This is a genomic window from Mesobacillus subterraneus, assembly GCF_020524355.2.
In the GTDB taxonomy this organism is placed as follows: domain Bacteria; phylum Bacillota; class Bacilli; order Bacillales; family Cytobacillaceae; genus Mesobacillus; species Mesobacillus subterraneus_C.
The window spans coordinates 4289096-4307366 of record NZ_CP129019.1 but is presented as its reverse complement, the minus strand read 5'-3'; the positions used below and the strand labels follow the sequence as shown (position 1 = coordinate 4307366).

Below are 18271 nucleotides of genomic sequence, written 5' to 3'. Positions count from 1 at the left end.
AGCTGACGTGATGAACTGGTCGGTGAAATTGTTCTTTGAAAACTAAACAAACAAGCGTCAACAAACAATATTTATAGTGACTTCTATTATATAGATGATCACTAGCCAACGTTTTAAATTATGAGCTAAACTCATACTCTTTCTTGGAGAGTTTGATCCTGGCTCAGGACGAACGCTGGCGGCGTGCCTAATACATGCAAGTCGAGCGGATCTTCATTAGCTTGCTTTTGAAGATCAGCGGCGGACGGGTGAGTAACACGTGGGCAACCTGCCTGTAAGACTGGGATAACTTCGGGAAACCGGAGCTAATACCGGATAATCCTTTCCCTCTCATGAGGGAAAGCTGAAAGACTACGGCTGTCACTTACAGATGGTACGCGGCGCATTAGCTAGTTGGTGAGGTAACGGCTCACCAAGGCAACGATGCGTAGCCGACCTGAGAGGGTGATCACCACACTGGGACTGAGACACACCAGACTCCTACGGGAGGCAGCAGTAGGGAATCTTCCGCAATGGACGAAAGTCTGACGGAGCAACGCCGCGTGAACGATGAAGGCTTTCGGGTCGTAAAGTTCTGTTGTCAGGGAAGAACAAGTATCGGAGTAACTGCCGGTACCTTGACGGTACCTGACCAGAAAGCCACGGCTAACTACGTGCCAGCAGCCGCGGTAATACGTAGGTGGCAAGCGTTGTCCGGAATTATTGGGCGTAAAGCGCGCGCAGGCGGTTCCTTAAGTCTGATGTGAAAGCCCCCGGCTCAACCGGGGAGGGTCATTGGAAACTGGGGAACTTGAGTGCAGAAGAGGAGAGCGGAATTCCACGTGTAGCGGTGAAATGCGTAGAGATGTGGAGGAACACCAGTGGCGAAGGCGGCTCTCTGGTCTGTAACTGACGCTGAGGCGCGAAAGCGTGGGGAGCGAACAGGATTAGATACCCTGGTAGTCCACGCCGTAAACGATGAGTGCTAAGTGTTAGAGGGTTTCCGCCCTTTAGTGCTGCAGCAAACGCATTAAGCACTCCGCCTGGGGAGTACGGTACCAAGGCTGAAACTCAAAGGAATTGACGAAGGGCCACACAAGCGGTGGAGCATGTGGTTTAATTCGAAGCAACGCGAAGAACCTTACCAGGTCTTGACATCCTCTTGATTTCCCTAGAGATAGGGCGTTCCCCTTCGGGGGACAGAGTGACAGGTGGTGCATGGTTGTCGTCAGCTCGTGTCGTGAGATGTTGGGTTAAGTCCCGCAACGAGCGCAACCCTTGATCTTAGTTGCCAGCATTCAGTTGGGCACTCTAAGGTGACTGCCGGTGACAAACCGGAGGAAGGTGGGGATGACGTCAAATCATCATGCCCCTTATGACCTGGGCTACACACGTGCTACAATGGATGGAACAAAGGGTCGCGAAGCCGCGAGGTCGAGCCAATCCCATAAATCCATTCTCAGTTCGGATTGCAGGCTGCAACTCGCCTGCATGAAGCCGGAATCGCTAGTAATCGCGGATCAGCATGCCGCGGTGAATACGTTCCCGGGCCTTGTACACACCGCCCGTCACACCACGAGAGTTTGTAACACCCGAAGTCGGTGGGGTAACCTTTATGGAGCCAGCCGCCTAAGGTGGGACAGATGATTGGGGTGAAGTCGTAACAAGGTAGCCGTATCGGAAGGTGCGGCTGGATCACCTCCTTTCTAAGGATATTGCCGTAAAGGCAATCGGAATGCGAACCTTCTGGTTCGTACTGTGGATGTAATCCACATAGTTGACCGCTTGTTTGTTTAGTTTTGAGGGAGCAATTGCCTCAAGACTTTTTTGTTCCTTGAAAACTAGATAATCGTAAGTAAGAAGAACCAAGAAAAAACCGAGTGATCGCCATTTTAGTTTTTCTCTCTATATAATAGAGAAATGACCTTTTAGGTTAAGTTAGAAAGGGCGCACGGTGGATGCCTTGGCACTAGGAGCCGATGAAGGACGGGACTAACACCGATATGCTTCGGGGAGCTGTAAGCAAGCTTTGATCCGGAGATTTCCGAATGGGGAAACCCACTGTTCGTAATGGAACAGTATCTTTACCTGAATACATAGGGTATTGAAGGCAGACCCGGGGAACTGAAACATCTAAGTACCCGGAGGAAGAGAAAGCAAACGCGATTCCCTGAGTAGCGGCGAGCGAAACGGGACATAGCCCAAACCAAGAGGCTTGCCTCTTGGGGTTGTAGGACACTCAACATGGAGTTACAAAGGAACGGGGTAGATGAAGTGGTCTGGAAAGGCCGTCAGAGAAGGTAAAAACCCTGTAGTTGAAACTTCGTTCCCTCCTGAGTGGATCCTGAGTACGGCGGGACACGAGAAATCCCGTCGGAAGCTGGGAGGACCATCTCCCAAGGCTAAATACTCCCTAGTGACCGATAGTGAACCAGTACCGTGAGGGAAAGGTGAAAAGCACCCCGGAAGGGGAGTGAAATAGATCCTGAAACCGTGTGCCTACAAGTAGTCAGAGCCCGTTCATGGGTGATGGCGTGCCTTTTGTAGAATGAACCGGCGAGTTACGATTACATGCAAGGTTAAGTTGAGAAGACGGAGCCGCAGCGAAAGCGAGTCTGAATAGGGCGAGTTAGTATGTGGTCGTAGACCCGAAACCAGGTGATCTACCCATGTCCAGGGTGAAGGTTGGGTAACACCAACTGGAGGCTTCGAACCCACGCACGTTGAAAAGTGCGGGGATGAGGTGTGGGTAGCGGAGAAATTCCAATCGAACTTGGAGATAGCTGGTTCTCTCCGAAATAGCTTTAGGGCTAGCCTCACGTTGTAAGAGTCTTGGAGGTAGAGCACTGTTTGGACTAGGGGCCCTCATCGGGTTACCGAATTCAGACAAACTCCGAATGCCAAAGACTTATCCGTGGGAGTCAGACTGCGAGTGATAAGATCCGTAGTCAAAAGGGAAACAGCCCAGACCACCAGCTAAGGTCCCAAAGTATACGTTAAGTGGAAAAGGATGTGGAGTTGCTTAGACAACCAGGATGTTGGCTTAGAAGCAGCCACCATTTAAAGAGTGCGTAATAGCTCACTGGTCGAGTGACTCTGCGCCGAAAATGTACCGGGGCTAAACGTATCACCGAAGCTGTGGATTGACATCTTAGATGTCAGTGGTAGGAGAGCGTTCTAAGGGCGTTGAAGTCAGACCGTAAGGACTGGTGGAGCGCTTAGAAGTGAGAATGCCGGTATGAGTAGCGAAAGATGGGTGAGAATCCCATCCACCGAATGCCCAAGGTTTCCTGAGGAAGGCTCGTCCTCTCAGGGTTAGTCGGGACCTAAGCCGAGTAGAAAGGCGTAGGCGATGGACAACAGGTTGATATTCCTGTACCACCTCTTTATCGTTTGAGCAATGGGGGGACGCAGTAGGATAGGGTAAGCGCGCTGTTGGATATGCGCGTCTAAGCAGTAAGGCTGCAAGTGAGGCAAATCCCGCTTGCGTGAAGGCTGAGCTGTGACAGCGAGGGAAATATAGTACCGAAGTTCCTGATTTCACACTGCCAAGAAAAGCCTCTAGCGAGATAAAAGGTGCCCGTACCGCAAACCGACACAGGTAGGCGAGGAGAGAATCCTAAGGTGAGCGAGAGAACTCTCGTTAAGGAACTCGGCAAAATGACCCCGTAACTTCGGGAGAAGGGGTGCTCATTTGGGTGAATAGCCTAGATGAGCCGCAGTGAATAAGTACCAGGCGACTGTTTAGCAAAAACACAGGTCTCTGCGAAGCCGCAAGGCGAAGTATAGGGGCTGACGCCTGCCCGGTGCTGGAAGGTTAAGAGGAGGGGTTAGCTCACGCGAAGCTCTGAATCGAAGCCCCAGTAAACGGCGGTAGTAACTATAACGGTCCTAAGGTAGCGAAATTCCTTGTCGGGTAAGTTCCGACCCGCACGAAAGGCGTAACGATCTGGGCACTGTCTCAACGAGAGACTCGGTGAAATTATAGTACCTGTGAAGATGCAGGTTACCCGCGACAGGACGGAAAGACCCCGTGGAGCTTTACTGTAGCCTGATATTGAATTTTGGTACAGCTTGTACAGGATAGGTAGGAGCCTGAGAAACCGGAGCGCCAGCTTCGGTGGAGGCGCTGGTGGGATACTACCCTGGCTGTATTGAAATTCTAACCCACGCCCCTGATCGGGGCGGGAGACAGTGTCAGGTGGGCAGTTTGACTGGGGCGGTCGCCTCCTAAAGAGTAACGGAGGCGCCCAAAGGTTCCCTCAGAATGGTTGGAAATCATTCGCAGAGTGTAAAGGCACAAGGGAGCTTGACTGCGAGACCTACAAGTCGAGCAGGGACGAAAGTCGGGCTTAGTGATCCGGTGGTTCCGCATGGAAGAGTATCGCTCAACGGATAAAAGCTACCCCGGGGATAACAGGCTTATCTCCCCCAAGAGTCCACATCGACGGGGAGGTTTGGCACCTCGATGTCGGCTCATCGCATCCTGGGGCTGTAGTCGGTCCCAAGGGTTGGGCTGTTCGCCCATTAAAGCGGTACGCGAGCTGGGTTCAGAACGTCGTGAGACAGTTCGGTCCCTATCCGTCGTGGGCGCAGGAAATTTGAGAGGAGCTGTCCTTAGTACGAGAGGACCGGGATGGACGCACCGCTGGTGTACCAGTTGTCTTGCCAAAGGCATCGCTGGGTAGCTATGTGCGGACGGGATAAGTGCTGAAAGCATCTAAGCATGAAGCCCCCTCAAGATGAGATTTCCCATAGCGCAAGCTAGTAAGAACCCTGAAAGATGATCAGGTTGATAGGTCAGAGGTGGAAGCGCGGTGACGTGTGGAGCTGACTGATACTAATCGTTCGAGGACTTAACCAAATTAGATGACTCGTTTTTCTTGAATTCTTCTTACACATTATCTAGTTTTGAGGGAATAAAACCTCAAACCAAATAGTCTGGTGGCGATAGCGAGAAGGTCACACCCGTTCCCATACCGAACACGGAAGTTAAGCTTCTCAGCGCCGATGGTAGTTGGGGGTTTCCCCCTGTGAGAGTAGGACGCCGCCGGGCACACGAAACAACAGCTGTAATGGCTGTTGTTTTTTTTGTATGCAGAAATACTTTAGTTATAATGGAATCGAAAATAAGATGTAATGTTTGAGAAGAGGCATGGCAACTTCAGACAAGTTTAGATAACAAGAACGAAAGCTGTCGGAAGAAGGAGCAACTTTGGCCAGGTTTCCAGGAAAAAAATCAAAAAGCTGTCACAAGAAGAGTCAACATCGGACAGGTTCAGAGGAAAAGCACAAAAAGCTGTCCCAACCTACTACAACTTCAAACACGTTTGGAGCAACATAAAAGCTGTCAGAACTAAAACCCGCTTCCAACACAAAAAGACGAAATGACTTTAAAATTGTCAAATAATCACCTAGCAAACAATCATTATCTATCCATAGTCATAATACAATTAATCCCATGCCTCTATAGTTTCAGAAGGATAAATGAATCTTTTGTTGAATAATAAAATCATAAGCACATAAGCACCCGTCACTCCAATAATAGAAAGATCCTTCATTAAATAATTATCAATGATAATAGGAGGAATCCATGATAAGACTATTGAATTATTGGTCATTCATTTTATCGACTATCTGGGTTTTACTATTTTACCTATTTTCCTTTACAGGGCCAATTGATTACACCATCTTTGGAACACACCCACACGTCCTGCTTTTAGGTGCGACTTTAATGACTTTATGTATTGGGTTCATCGGGCTTTCAGGTATGAAAGACTGGAAGAGCATAGCCAGGAGCTTTTCAACAGTCTTCCTGACTATGGGGCTATCAGCGCTATTAGTCTTCATTATTTTCTTTGGTAAATTAGCAATTTAGTCGATACAGGCACAGGTGAGAATCTCAGACAATAAAATATAACAGCCTTCTCATTGATGAAAAATAGAAATTTTCCTTTTACTATTTTTCCGTGCAAATACACATTAACGCTGTACCATTCTTTCGCTCCGCCAGCTGCACTCCGAAGCTGTTCCTGATCATAAAATTTCTTGGATGTTTCCTGATATAAGTTTCCATTCGCCTTAAAATGGGTATAATAGCCAACAATCCCCTTATTAACATCTTTTGGCATACATAATTTTTGGAGAAGTGAATTCGGGATGCATTCATTGCATCGGAAAAATTTTTTTTGTATAATTAACGTCAAATATAGTCAAAGTCAGATTGGGGGAGGTTTAGTGAGGAATATATCGGACATCATAGAACATTACCTCAAGCAGGTTTTAGAAATGAGCGATAAAGACATCGTTGAAATCAAACGAAGTGAAATCGCCGATAAATTTCAGTGCGTGCCGTCCCAGATCAATTATGTCATCAATACAAGGTTCACGATTGAACGGGGCTATCTTGTTGAGAGTAAACGGGGTGGCGGCGGCTACATCCGGATCATCAAAGTCCAGGCTTATGATCATGCACATTTGATTGATGATTTACTGTCTTTGATTCAAGTACGTATTTCGCAAAGCAGCGCTGAGCATGTCATCTTCCGTCTTGTAGAGGAAGATGTAGTGACTGACCGTGAAGCAAAAATTATGCTGAGTGTGCTCGACAGGTCCGTCCTGTATATAGAGCTGCCACAGCGTGATGAGCTGCGTGCGAGAATGTTGAAAGCAATGCTGATGGCATTGAAGTATAAATAATATCAAAGCAGATAAAGAGGTGAGGGCATGATCTGCCAAGAGTGTAATCAAAGGCCGGCAACGCTGCACTTCACGAATTATTCAAATGGTGAAAAAACGGAATTGCACTTGTGTGAAATATGCGCACAAGAAAAAGGCGAATTGTTTATGATGAACAACGGCCCTGCTTTTTCGATCAATAGCTTACTTGCCGGACTATTAAATATGGAACCTGCTTTTCCGGAACAGAAAAAAGAGTTTGAAACGGAGCAAGTGGCCCAGTGCCCGCAATGTTCGATGACGTTTCCACAGTTTGTAAAAGTAGGCCGGTTTGGATGTGCGACTTGCTATGATGCTTTTCGCGAACAGCTGACCCCGATTGTAAGGAGGCTCCATAGTGGTAATTCCATGCATAATGGAAAGATTCCTAGAAGAGTCGGCGGGGACCTTCATGTAAGGAAGACAATCGATCATCTTAAGCAAACTCTGAAAAGCCTGATTTCTGCAGAGGAATTTGAGAAAGCTGCTGAGACAAGAGACCAGATCAGGGAACTTGAAAGAAAATTGTCAGCAGGTCAAGAGGGAGGGGAGTAGCCTTGTCATTGGAGAAGTTTATCAATCAGGCTGTCAGCTCCTGGATGAGTGATGATGGACCAGATTCAGATATCGTCCTTAGCTCTCGCATCCGTTTTGCAAGGAATCTTGATGAATATAACTTTCCGACGCTGTACACCAATGGAGAGGCAAAAGCAGTGGTAAGTACGATCATGGAACGTGCCAGTAATACATCAGTAGCTACCTTCGGTCAGTTGGAAATGATCAATATGGATGAAATTCCCCCTTTGCAGAAAAGGGTGTTAGTCGAGAAGCATTTGATCAGTCCGAATCTGGCAGAAAACTCCGTACATGGTGCTGTCTTACTATCTGAAAATGAAGAAGTGAGCATCATGATCAATGAGGAAGACCATGTCAGGATTCAGTGTTTATTACCGGGCTTCCAGCTTAGTGAGGCTCTAAGGGCTGCCAATCAGATTGATGACTGGCTAGAGGATTATGTCAATTATGCGTTTGATGAAAAATTCGGCTATTTGACTAGCTGCCCTTACTAACGTAGGGACCGGCCTTAGGGCATCGGTGATGATGCATCTGCCTGGTCTTGTTTTAACACAGCAAATGAACAGGATTGTCCCTGCGATTAACCAGCTTGGTTTGGTGGTAAGAGGTATTTACGGCGAGGGCAGTGAAGCGCTCGGCAATATTTTTCAAATCTCGAACCAAATTACGCTTGGAAAATCGGAAGAAGACATCGTAGACGATTTAAAAAGTGTCGTAAGCCAGATTATATCTCAGGAAAGGTCAGCGCGGGAAGCATTAGCGAAGACTTCGAACATACAATTAGAAGACAGAGTGTTTCGATCATATGGGACACTTGCCAATAGCAGAATCATCGAAACGAAGGAAGCCGCCCGTTGCCTTTCTGATTTAAGGCTTGGAATAGATATGGGCTTTATAAAAAATATTTCCAAATCGATTTTGAATGAATTGATGATATTAACTCAGCCTGGGTTTTTGCAGCAATATGCGGGAGGACCATTAAGACCGAATGAACGGGATATCCGCAGAGCTGCTTTAATAAGAGAACGATTGAAAATGGAAACAAAAGACGAGTCAGGAGGATGATCTTATGATGTTTGGACGATTTACCGAAAGAGCACAAAAAGTATTGGCACTCGCACAGGAAGAGGCAATCCGCCTTGGACATAACAATATCGGCACAGAACACATCTTGCTTGGCCTTGTGCGTGAGGGAGAGGGAATTGCGGCAAAGGCGCTTTATGGACTTGGCCTTGGAGCGGAGAAAATCCAGAAGGAAGTTGAAAACCTGATTGGCCGCGGCCAGGAAACTTCCCAGACAATCCACTATACGCCAAGAGCTAAAAAGGTTATCGAGCTTTCCATGGATGAGGCAAGGAAGTTGGGCCATTCCTATGTTGGAACTGAACATATCCTTCTCGGATTGATTCGTGAGGGAGAGGGCGTGGCTGCAAGAGTGCTGAACAATCTTGGAGTCAGCCTGAACAAAGCGCGCCAGCAGGTCCTGCAGCTGCTTGGAAGCAATGAAACTTCTGGTCATCAGGGAGGTGGAACGGCAAATGCCAATACTCCTACACTTGATAGCCTTGCAAGAGACTTAACTGCAATCGCCAGGGAAGGCAGCCTGGATCCGGTCATCGGGCGTGCTAAGGAGATCCAGCGTGTCATCGAAGTGTTAAGCCGCCGGACGAAGAATAATCCTGTATTGATCGGTGAGCCTGGTGTCGGTAAAACAGCGATTGCTGAAGGTTTGGCACAGCAAATCGTAAACAATGAAGTGCCTGAGATCCTCCGTGACAAGCGTGTCATGACACTGGACATGGGAACGGTTGTTGCCGGAACAAAGTATCGCGGTGAATTTGAGGACCGCCTGAAAAAGGTCATGGATGAAATTCGCCAGGCCGGAAATATCATTCTCTTCATCGATGAGCTTCATACCCTGATCGGGGCCGGCGGTGCAGAGGGTGCGATTGACGCGTCAAATATCCTGAAGCCTTCATTGGCTCGTGGTGAACTTCAATGTATCGGTGCGACAACACTTGATGAGTACCGTAAATACATCGAAAAAGATGCTGCGCTAGAGCGACGTTTCCAGCCGATTACCGTGGATGAGCCAACTGCGGAAGAATCAGTGCAAATTTTGAAGGGGCTTCGTGACCGCTATGAAGCACACCACAGAGTATCGATTACGGATGAGGCAATTGAAGCGGCGGTAAAATTATCTGACCGCTACATCTCTGACCGTTTCCTTCCGGATAAAGCGATTGACTTAATTGATGAAGCTGGTTCGAAGGTTCGCCTGCGCTCTTATACCACACCGCCTAACCTTAAGGAGCTTGAGGTGAAGCTGGAGGAAGTGCGCAAGGAGAAGGATGCTTCTGTACAAAGCCAGGAGTTTGAGAAGGCTGCTTCCTTAAGGGATACAGAACAGCGTCTTCGTGAACAGCTAGAAAATACGAAGAAAACATGGAAAGAAAAGCAGGGCAAGGAAAACAGTGAAGTGACAGTGGAAGACATCGCGCATGTGGTGTCCAGCTGGACGAATATCCCTGTTTCTAAGCTGGCGCAAACCGAAACAGATAAACTGCTGAACCTTGAGGAAATCCTTCACTCTCGTGTCATTGGCCAGGATGAAGCGGTTAAGGCAGTTTCCAAGGCGGTAAGACGTGCACGTGCAGGCTTGAAGGATCCAAAACGTCCAATTGGTTCATTCATCTTCCTTGGACCAACAGGTGTTGGTAAAACAGAATTGGCAAGAGCGTTGGCAGAGTCCATGTTTGGAGATGAAGACGCGATGATCCGTGTCGATATGTCCGAGTACATGGAAAAGCATTCAACATCACGTCTTGTCGGTTCACCTCCAGGCTATGTCGGATATGATGAAGGCGGCCAGCTGACTGAGAAGGTTCGCAGAAAGCCATATTCCGTCATCCTGCTCGACGAAATCGAAAAAGCACACCCAGATGTATTCAACATCTTGCTGCAGGTACTCGAGGATGGCAGCTTGACTGACTCCAAGGGCCGGACAGTCGATTTCCGCAATACAATCATGATCCTGACATCCAATGTCGGAGCTGAAGCGTTGAAGCGGAATAAATATGTTGGTTTCAATATCCAGGATGGAGAACAGGATTACAAAGATATGAAGGGTAAAGTGATGGAAGAGCTGAAAAAGGCATTCCGTCCTGAATTCCTCAACCGTATCGATGAGATCATCGTCTTCCATGCTCTAGAAAAGCCACATCTGAAAGAAATCGTGACATTGATGTCCGATCAGCTTGTGAAGCGCTTGAAAGAACAGGAAATCACTTTAGAGCTGACAGAAACGGCGAAAGAGAAAATTTCCGAAGAAGGCTACGATCCGGAATACGGAGCACGTCCGTTACGCCGTGCGATCCAAAAGCATATCGAAGACCAACTGTCTGAAGAATTGCTCAGAGGAACGGTCCTTACCGGGCAAAATGTCGTTATTGACGTTGAAAATGGCGAGTTTGTCGTCAAGACTCCAGAAGGATCGACAAAAGTTTAAAATGGCTTGATATGTTATTAAAAGGGGTATACGTACTAAATACGTGTACCCCTTTTTTTCTAATTGAATAAGAAGGTGTAAATTTTTTACACTTGGATTAGTGTCTAGCGCAAGCGCCTACCCCCTCGAGTCGCTTCGGTCCGACCAATGAAGTCAAAGAGCGACTTCACTGGCCGGGCCTCCAGCGCTTGTCGGGGCTGCCCAAGGCGCTTGCGCTTTACTAATTTAACTTTCCTCGTAATCCCCTGAGATTGCACTTGCAAGAAAACAGCTTTCAAAAAAATAGCTGGAATTGTTGCATCTGTATATGAACATAATTTAATTGAAGACGTAAAAGTTTTGGATTCATGACCTCCAATATGCCTTGTTGAAAAAATTACATAGGTGCTTCAGTCGCTATCATTTCTTTTATTACTTGTTTGGCTTTATTATAATGATAATAACTTTTTTTTATTGAGAGGCTAAGAAAATGGCAAAAAGAAAAACGAAATTCATGTGCCAGGAATGCGGCTATGAATCTCCAAAATGGATGGGGAAATGTCCGGGATGCGGGCAGTGGAATAAGATGGTCGAGGAAGTGGAAAGCACTGGCTCGACAAGAAGAGGAGCTTTTGCCAATACAGGGAATACGAGTGTTGCTGCAAAGGCCACTCCCAATCACTAGTATTGAAACAGTCAGCGAGCCGCGGATTACGACAGACTTGAATGAATTGAATCGTGTACTTGGCGGAGGCGTGGTCAGGGGTTCGCTGGTGCTGATTGGCGGAGACCCGGGTATCGGTAAGTCGACTCTATTGCTTCAGGTATCTTACCAGCTGGCAAAAAAGGCACATTCAGTGCTGTATATTTCTGGTGAGGAATCGATGAGGCAGACAAAGTTGCGCGCAGACCGCCTTGGAGTAACCTCGGATAACCTGTTTGTTTATTCGGAAACGAACCTGCAGGAAATCAGCCTGACAATTGAAAATAATAATCCGGATTTTGTAATCGTAGATTCAATCCAGACGATTTTCCACCCGGAAGTGACCTCTGCGCCAGGAAGTGTGTCACAGGTAAGGGAATGTACAGCAGAGCTTATGCGAATTGGGAAGACAAAGGGTATCGCCATTTTTATCGTCGGACATGTCACGAAGGAAGGTTCGATCGCCGGACCAAGACTGCTGGAGCATATGGTCGATACGGTTCTATATTTTGAAGGGGAAAGGCACCATACGTACAGAATCCTTCGGGCTGTCAAAAACCGTTTCGGGTCGACGAATGAAATGGGTATTTTCGAGATGAAGGAAGTGGGCCTTGAAGAAGTGGCGAACCCTTCAGAGATATTTTTAGAGGAAAGATCCCAGGGGGCATCAGGGTCAACAGTTGTGGCCTCGATGGAAGGAACACGCCCGGTATTAGTTGAAATCCAGGCCTTGATTTCGCCAACGAGCTTTGGGAATCCAAGGCGGATGGCTACCGGAATCGACCATAATCGCGTATCGCTGCTGATGGCTGTGCTGGAGAAGCGTGTCGGCTTGCTGTTGGCTAACCAGGATGCTTATTTGAAGGTTGCCGGGGGAGTTAAGCTGGATGAACCGGCTATTGACCTTGCGGTGGCTGTCAGCATTGCTTCGAGCTTCAGGGATAAACCAACCCGCGCTACAGATTGTATCATCGGTGAGGTGGGGCTGACAGGGGAAGTAAGGAGGGTTTCTAGGATTGAGCAGCGTGTGCAGGAAGCGGCGAAGCTTGGTTTTGAAAGAATTATTTTACCGGAGAACAATCTCGGCGGATGGACTCCTCCACGGGGAGTTGAGCTTATCGGGGTATCATCTGTCAGCCATGCACTAAAAGTCACCTTGGGAGGTTGATGGATTGGAACATAAAGAGCTTGAAGAAAAGGAGTTAGGTGAAATCCTTCAATTTATCGCTCCAGGCAAACCTCTAAGGGATGGAATCGATAATGTGCTCAGGGTCAAGACAGGCGGTTTGATTGTGTTTGGATACAATGAAAAAGTAAAAAACCTGGTTGATGGCGGCTTTGAAATCAACTGCAGGTTCAGTCCTAGCTATCTGTATGAACTGGCGAAGATGGATGGTGCGATCATCTTAAATGAGACTGGAAGCAAAATCTTATTCGCAAACGCCCAATTAGCTCCTGATACGGGAGTGCCTTCTACTGAGACAGGGATGAGGCACAGGACAGCAGAACGTGTCGCGAGACAGACAAAGGCACTTGTCATCGCCATTTCCCAGCGAAGGAATGTCATTACCCTATATCAGGGACACCTTCGTTATGCCCTGAAGGAAATCGGTGTTATTTTGACAAAGGCGAACCAGGCAATCCAGACGTTGGAAAAGTATAAGGTCGTCCTTGAACAAAGCATCACCAATCTGGGAATCCTCGAATTTGAAGATCTTGTCACCTATAATGACTTGCTTCAGGTTATCCATCGTTTTGAAATGGTATTGAGGATCAAGACGGAGCTTATGACCTATTTGAGCGAGCTTGGGCTAGAGGGACGGCTGATCCGTCTGCAAATGCAGGAGCTTTTATCTGAAATGGAAAGAGAAGCATTGCTTGTCATCAAAGATTATTCAGCAGAATCGGAGGTTAAGGCAGATGAGGTGATGGCTCGATTCCAGGAGCTTTCAAAAGCGGGAGTCATTGAAGATTCCACCATCCTGAAGCTTCTCGGGCATCAGGGATATGTGCATATGGATGAATTCATCTGTCCTCGAGGATATCGAATGCTGAATAAAATTCCGCGGCTGCCAATGATCATTACTGAGAATTTGATTAAACGTTTCAGCAAATTCACAAATATGATATCAGCTACCGTTGAAGAACTGGATGATGTAGAGGGCATTGGCGAAGTAAGAGCCCGGAAAATCAAAGAAGGCTTCAAACTCATAAGGGACCAGCTGATGGCGGACCGTCAAATGTAATCCCAAACTTTGGCGGACTGCTTTTAATTGACACTTGCATGCCCTGGTGCTACCTTAAAGATGAGATTTACTCCTATAGAGATAATGGCAATCTTGCAGTGTTTTTGTCATTTTAATTGTACAAATGATGTAACTTTTGTCAGGGTAAATTCGTATATTCATTTGGATGTTTTTTTAAAAAAATGTTTTTTACGAGGGTTTCAAAATTTGGAAGTTGTTTATAATGAGTAAAAGGAGGTGAAAGGATGTTAAGACGTATCATTCAAGCCTGCTTCCTGATCATTGGGGGAACGCTTGGTATATTCTTAATTCCTGATTTATTATCATTATTGAACGCGGGAGACATGACTCTCATCAATAATCCTTATGTTACTGCTGTTTTGGGCGCACTTATTTTTTATCTTCTTACTTTTTGGACCGTAGATCCTGTGACCAATTTTGTGAAGTGGGCTGAAGAGTCGCTGATCAAGGCGCCAATTACAGATGTCCTCTTTGGCAGTGTCGGCCTTTTCTTTGGTTTGCTGGTGGCATTTTTAGTGGGGTTTGCCCTTAATGCAATCCAGGTGCCTGTCGTGAATACAGTTGCACCGACTCTCCTGACACTATTATTTGGGTATCTTGGATTCCAAGTTGGTTTCAAAAAGCGTGATGAACTGCTTGGTTTATTTTCAAGGTCAAAGAAGAAGGGCACTGAAGAAGAAGCGGATAAAGAAAAAGAAACTCGTGCAAGAGAGTGGAAGATTCTCGATACAAGTGTGATTATTGATGGCAGGGTTGCGGATATCTGCCAGACTGGATTCCTTGAAGGCACCATCGTAATTCCCCAGTTCGTCCTGGAAGAATTGCAGCATATCGCTGATTCATCTGACGTGTTGAAGCGAAATCGAGGACGACGTGGATTGGACATCCTGAACCGTATTCAAAAGGAACTTAAGATTAAAGTAGAAATATATGAAGGTGATTTTGATGACATCCAGGAAGTCGACAGCAAGCTTGTAAAGCTGGCGAAGCTGACAAATGGTGTTGTCGTCACGAATGATTTCAACCTGAATAAAGTATGTGAATTGCAGAAGGTTGCCGTGCTGAATATCAATGATCTCGCAAATGCGGTAAAACCAGTTGTCCTTCCTGGAGAAGAATTGAGCATCCAGGTAATCAAGGATGGCAAGGAACATAACCAGGGCATTGCGTATCTTGATGATGGTACCATGATCGTAGTCGAAGAAGGCCGCGATTACATTGGAAAGCGTATCGATGTTCTTGTAACAAGTGTGCTGCAAACATCTGCTGGCAGAATGATTTTTGCTAAGCCAAAGCTGTTGGAAAAAAAGTATAATCAGTTGATTCCTCTTTGAATGAATCAAGCCTATATGGGCAGTTGATTCCCGCTTCCTTCATTGATTTATTGAAGGTGTGAAGCAGGGCCTCGACTGCCCGTTTATATGTATTTCACTTCTAGAGATGACTAGCTTGAGCACTTGTGTGGGCTGACAAGTTGCTTGATCTTGTAGTACCTATATAACAGAGTATAACTTTTATAATTTGGAATAGTGTATAGCCGTTCGAGTCGCTTCTCTAGCTGAGCCTCCTAACTCCTCGAGACGTTCCGGTGCTGCCAATGAAGTCAAAGAGTGACTTCACTGTCTAGCTCCTCGTGTCGCTTGTCGGTGCTGACCAAGGCGCTTGCACTTTTCAAAATAGATTGGAGTTTTTCGTCATGCCTTATCAGGTCATTATTCCGGCTGCGGGTCAGGGGAAGAGGATGGGAGCAGGGAAAAATAAATTGCTGCTCCCTTTGGCAGGAGTCCCAATCCTGATCCATACACTTAGGGTGTTTGAAGCAGATGCTGAATGCTCTGGCATCATTCTGGCAATCAGTCCAAGTGATGAGCAGCAGTTCAAGTCTTTGTTAAAAGAGTATAGTATACATAAGATATCTTCATTGGTACAAGGGGGAAAGGAACGCCAGGACAGTGTGTTCAATGGGTTAATGGATGTCCGTTTAAATGAGATTGTGCTGGTTCATGACGCTGCCCGCCCCTTCATAAAAGCGGAAACGGTCCACAAACTTGTGGAGGCTGCTAGCCAGGGTGGCGGGGCAATAGTAGCTGTTCCTGTCAAGGATACAATCAAGAAAGCGGCCAACGGCAGGGTAGCTGAAACAGTTGAGCGTTCAAGTTTGTGGTCAGTCCAGACCCCGCAGGCTTTTCGTGCTTCTGTATTGCTTGAGGCACATAACAAGGCAATGAGGGAACAATTCATCGGTACAGATGAATCAAGCCTTGTCGAACGGATCCCGCATCCAGTCAGCATTATCGAAGGGGATTATGATAATATTAAGCTGACGACACCAGAAGATTTATATTTTGCCGAAGCGATTCTGCGCAAGCGGAAGGAGTCCGGTGTTTGATAGAGTATATAAACCCAGCATAATTTTAAAAGGAGTAATTCATTATGTTTCGTATTGGACAAGGTTTCGATGTACATCAATTAACGGAGGGCAGGCCGCTGATCATTGGCGGAATTGAGATTCCATATGAAAAGGGGCTGCTTGGCCACTTCAGATGCCGATGTGCTTTTACATACAGTAGCTGATGCATGCCTTGGGGCAATCGGAGAAGGAGACATCGGCAGACATTTCCCGGACACTGACCCTGAATTCAAGGACGCTGATTCAGCAAAATTGCTTGAACACGTTTGGAAAATTGTAAAGCAAAAAGGATACGAGCTTGTGAACATCGACTGCACGATTATCGCACAGCAGCCTAAAATGGCCCCGCATATTGAAGCCATGCGTGAAAGGATTGCAGGCTTATTGGAAGGCACCCATGACCAGGTGAACGTCAAGGCGACTACCACAGAAAAGCTCGGTTTCCCTGGACGGGGAGAAGGTATCGCTTCCCAGGCAACTGTGTTGTTGAAGAAGATAGAGAAATAAAACACAGGCAGCTTGATAAGCCACTTCCGCTTTATATATCGATAGTGATACAATAATGGATAGCTATATTGGAGGAGGATTCACTATGTCATCAGATATCCGGGTGCGTTATGCGCCGAGTCCGACTGGACATTTACATATCGGGAATGCCCGTACAGCTCTATTCAACTATCTATTCGCACGGAACAGAGGCGGAAAGTTCATTATCCGCATTGAAGATACAGATAAAAAACGCAATATCGAAGGCGGAGAGCAAAGCCAGTTGAAGTACCTTCAGTGGCTTGGAATTGACTGGGATGAGAGCGTCGATGTTGGCGGCGAATACGGACCGTACCGCCAATCAGAACGCAACCACATATATGAGCAATACAATCAGGAGCTTCTTGAAAAGTGCCACGCCTACAAGTGTTATTGCACGGAGGAAGAACTGGAGGCTGAGCGCGAGGAGCAGTCTGCACGCAATGAGACTCCTCAATACTCCGGACGCTGCCGCAACCTGACAGCAGAACAGAAGGAGCAGTTTGAAAAAGAAGGTCGCCAGCCGAGCCTTCGTTTCAAGGTTCCTGCGGGAAAAATTCTTAAATTCGATGATATGGTAAAAGGCGAAGTAAGCTTTGAGTCCGACGGCATGGGTGATTATGTCATCGTCAAGAAAGATGGTACCCCTACGTATAACTATGCGGTTGTCATCGATGACCATTTGATGAAGATTTCCCACGTACTTCGAGGGGATGACCACATTTCTAATACACCGAAACAGCTTGTGATTTACGAAGCGTTTGGCTGGGAGCCACCGGTATTCGGTCATATGACGTTGATCGTCAATGAAAGCCGCAAGAAGCTGAGCAAGCGTGACGAATCAATCATCCAGTTTATTGAGCAGTATGAAGAACTTGGTTATTTGCCAGAGGCATTGTTCAACTTCATTACCCTGCTTGGATGGTCTCCATCAGGTGAAGAGGAAATTTATTCGAAGGATGAATTCATCGAGATTTTCGATCCGGCTAGACTTTCGAAATCTCCTGCGCTCTTTGACCAGCAGAAGCTTGCATGGATGAATAATCAATATATGAAAAAAGCGGATCTGGACCGTGTTGTTGAGCTGGCACTGCCGCATCTTGTTAAAGCTGGAAAAGTCAGCGAGAACCGCAGTGCAGAAGAGGAAGCATGGGTACTCAATCTCATCTCCCTGTATCATGATAAGATGAGCTTCGGAGCAGAAATCGTCGAGATGTCTGATTTATTTTTCCGCGATGAGGTAAACTATGATGAAGAAGCAAAAGAGGTCCTTGCAGGGGAACAGGTTCCAGAAGTGCTGAATGCATTCCTTGCCGAAGTCGATAAGCTTGAAGAGTTCAAGGCGGATGGAATCAAGGCAGCGGTCAAGACTGTTCAAAAAGGAACTGGTCATAAGGGGCAGAAGCTGTTCATGCCAGTCCGTGCGGCTGCGACAGGACAGACACATGGACCAGACCTGATGCTTGCAATGGAATTGATCGGCAAAGAAAAAGTCATGGAAAGAGTCCAGAAGCTTTTAGGCTAGTAACTTTTTTAAGCTTTTTTAGTTAACAGAAATTCAAAAATGTAATATAGTAAGAGTAATTCTATATAAGCAAAGTGTTGAA

Annotated in this window: 8 protein-coding genes, 3 rRNA genes, 3 pseudogenes and 1 other annotated feature (1 of these 15 only partly in view); all 14 genes and pseudogenes read left to right on the top strand. The window is 46.7% G+C overall.

The genetic code is table 11. The annotated features are described in order from the left end of the window. Positions 1–140: 140 nt before the first annotated feature. The 14 genes and pseudogenes from LC048_RS22480 to gltX all read left to right on the top strand — a co-directional run bounded on the left by LC048_RS22480 (position 141) and on the right by gltX (position 18189). Positions 141–1685: ribosomal RNA gene (locus LC048_RS22480) — 16S ribosomal RNA — on the top strand. A 225-nt stretch (positions 1686–1910) separates the two neighbouring features. Beyond that, a 23S ribosomal RNA gene (locus tag LC048_RS22475) occupies positions 1911–4843 on the top strand. A gap of 76 nt (positions 4844–4919) precedes the next feature. Further along, positions 4920–5035 (top strand): 5S ribosomal RNA (gene rrf / locus LC048_RS22470). The 16S, 23S and 5S rRNA genes sit together here, the layout of an rRNA operon. Positions 5036–5572: 537 nt before the next feature. Continuing rightward, entirely contained in the window at positions 5573–5857 is a 285-nt protein-coding gene (locus LC048_RS22465; protein WP_306048842.1) for a hypothetical protein, read from the top strand. A 359-nt stretch (positions 5858–6216) separates the two neighbouring features. Beyond that, entirely contained in the window at positions 6217–6678 is a 462-nt protein-coding gene (locus LC048_RS22460) for a CtsR family transcriptional regulator (protein ID WP_226606683.1), read from the top strand. Positions 6679–6705: 27 nt separating this feature from the next. Beyond that, on the top strand, positions 6706–7251 hold the full coding sequence (locus LC048_RS22455; protein WP_226606680.1) for a protein-arginine kinase activator protein McsA: 546 nt from the start codon (positions 6706–6708) through the stop codon (positions 7249–7251). A 2-nt stretch (positions 7252–7253) separates the two neighbouring features. Further along, positions 7254–8337 (top strand): annotated as a pseudogene (locus LC048_RS22450) (protein arginine kinase). Between the two features lie 4 nt (positions 8338–8341). Next, on the top strand, positions 8342–10780 hold the full coding sequence (gene clpC, locus LC048_RS22445) for an ATP-dependent protease ATP-binding subunit ClpC (RefSeq protein ID WP_306048840.1): 2439 nt from the start codon (positions 8342–8344) through the stop codon (positions 10778–10780). A 469-nt stretch (positions 10781–11249) separates the two neighbouring features. Further along, a pseudogene (gene radA, locus LC048_RS22440) lies at positions 11250–12630 on the top strand (DNA repair protein RadA). 4 nt (positions 12631–12634) lie between these two features. After that, entirely contained in the window at positions 12635–13708 is a 1074-nt protein-coding gene (disA, locus tag LC048_RS22435; RefSeq protein WP_306048838.1) for a DNA integrity scanning diadenylate cyclase DisA, read from the top strand. Positions 13709–13953: 245 nt separating this feature from the next. Beyond that, positions 13954–15063, top strand: coding sequence for a PIN/TRAM domain-containing protein (locus LC048_RS22430; RefSeq protein ID WP_306048836.1), 1110 nt, complete (start codon positions 13954–13956; stop codon positions 15061–15063). Between the two features lie 362 nt (positions 15064–15425). Further along, positions 15426–16118 carry a 2-C-methyl-D-erythritol 4-phosphate cytidylyltransferase gene (gene ispD / locus LC048_RS22425; protein ID WP_226606667.1) on the top strand — a complete coding sequence of 231 codons (693 nt, stop codon included), beginning with the start codon at positions 15426–15428 and terminating at the stop codon, positions 16116–16118. A gap of 44 nt (positions 16119–16162) precedes the next feature. Beyond that, positions 16163–16646: pseudogene (ispF, locus tag LC048_RS22420) on the top strand (2-C-methyl-D-erythritol 2,4-cyclodiphosphate synthase). An 85-nt stretch (positions 16647–16731) separates the two neighbouring features. Further along, complete coding sequence (gene gltX, locus LC048_RS22415) at positions 16732–18189, top strand: glutamate--tRNA ligase (RefSeq protein ID WP_306048834.1); 1458 nt, start codon at positions 16732–16734, stop codon at positions 18187–18189. Positions 18190–18257: 68 nt separating this feature from the next. Then, positions 18258–18271: a binding site (T-box leader), on the top strand; it runs 218 nt beyond the window's last position.

What these genes read in the sequence shown, in the direction of transcription:
- LC048_RS22465 (WP_306048842.1), top strand. Translation starts at nt 5,573, where the DNA reads ATGATAAGACTATTGAATTATTGGTCATTCATTTTATCGACTATCTGG.
- LC048_RS22455 (WP_226606680.1), top strand. Translation starts at nt 6,706, where the DNA reads ATGATCTGCCAAGAGTGTAATCAAAGGCCGGCAACGCTGCACTTCACG.
- clpC (WP_306048840.1), top strand. Translation starts at nt 8,342, where the DNA reads ATGATGTTTGGACGATTTACCGAAAGAGCACAAAAAGTATTGGCACTC.
- LC048_RS22430 (WP_306048836.1), top strand. Translation starts at nt 13,954, where the DNA reads ATGTTAAGACGTATCATTCAAGCCTGCTTCCTGATCATTGGGGGAACG.
- ispD (WP_226606667.1), top strand. Translation starts at nt 15,426, where the DNA reads ATGCCTTATCAGGTCATTATTCCGGCTGCGGGTCAGGGGAAGAGGATG.
- gltX (WP_306048834.1), top strand. Translation starts at nt 16,732, where the DNA reads ATGTCATCAGATATCCGGGTGCGTTATGCGCCGAGTCCGACTGGACAT.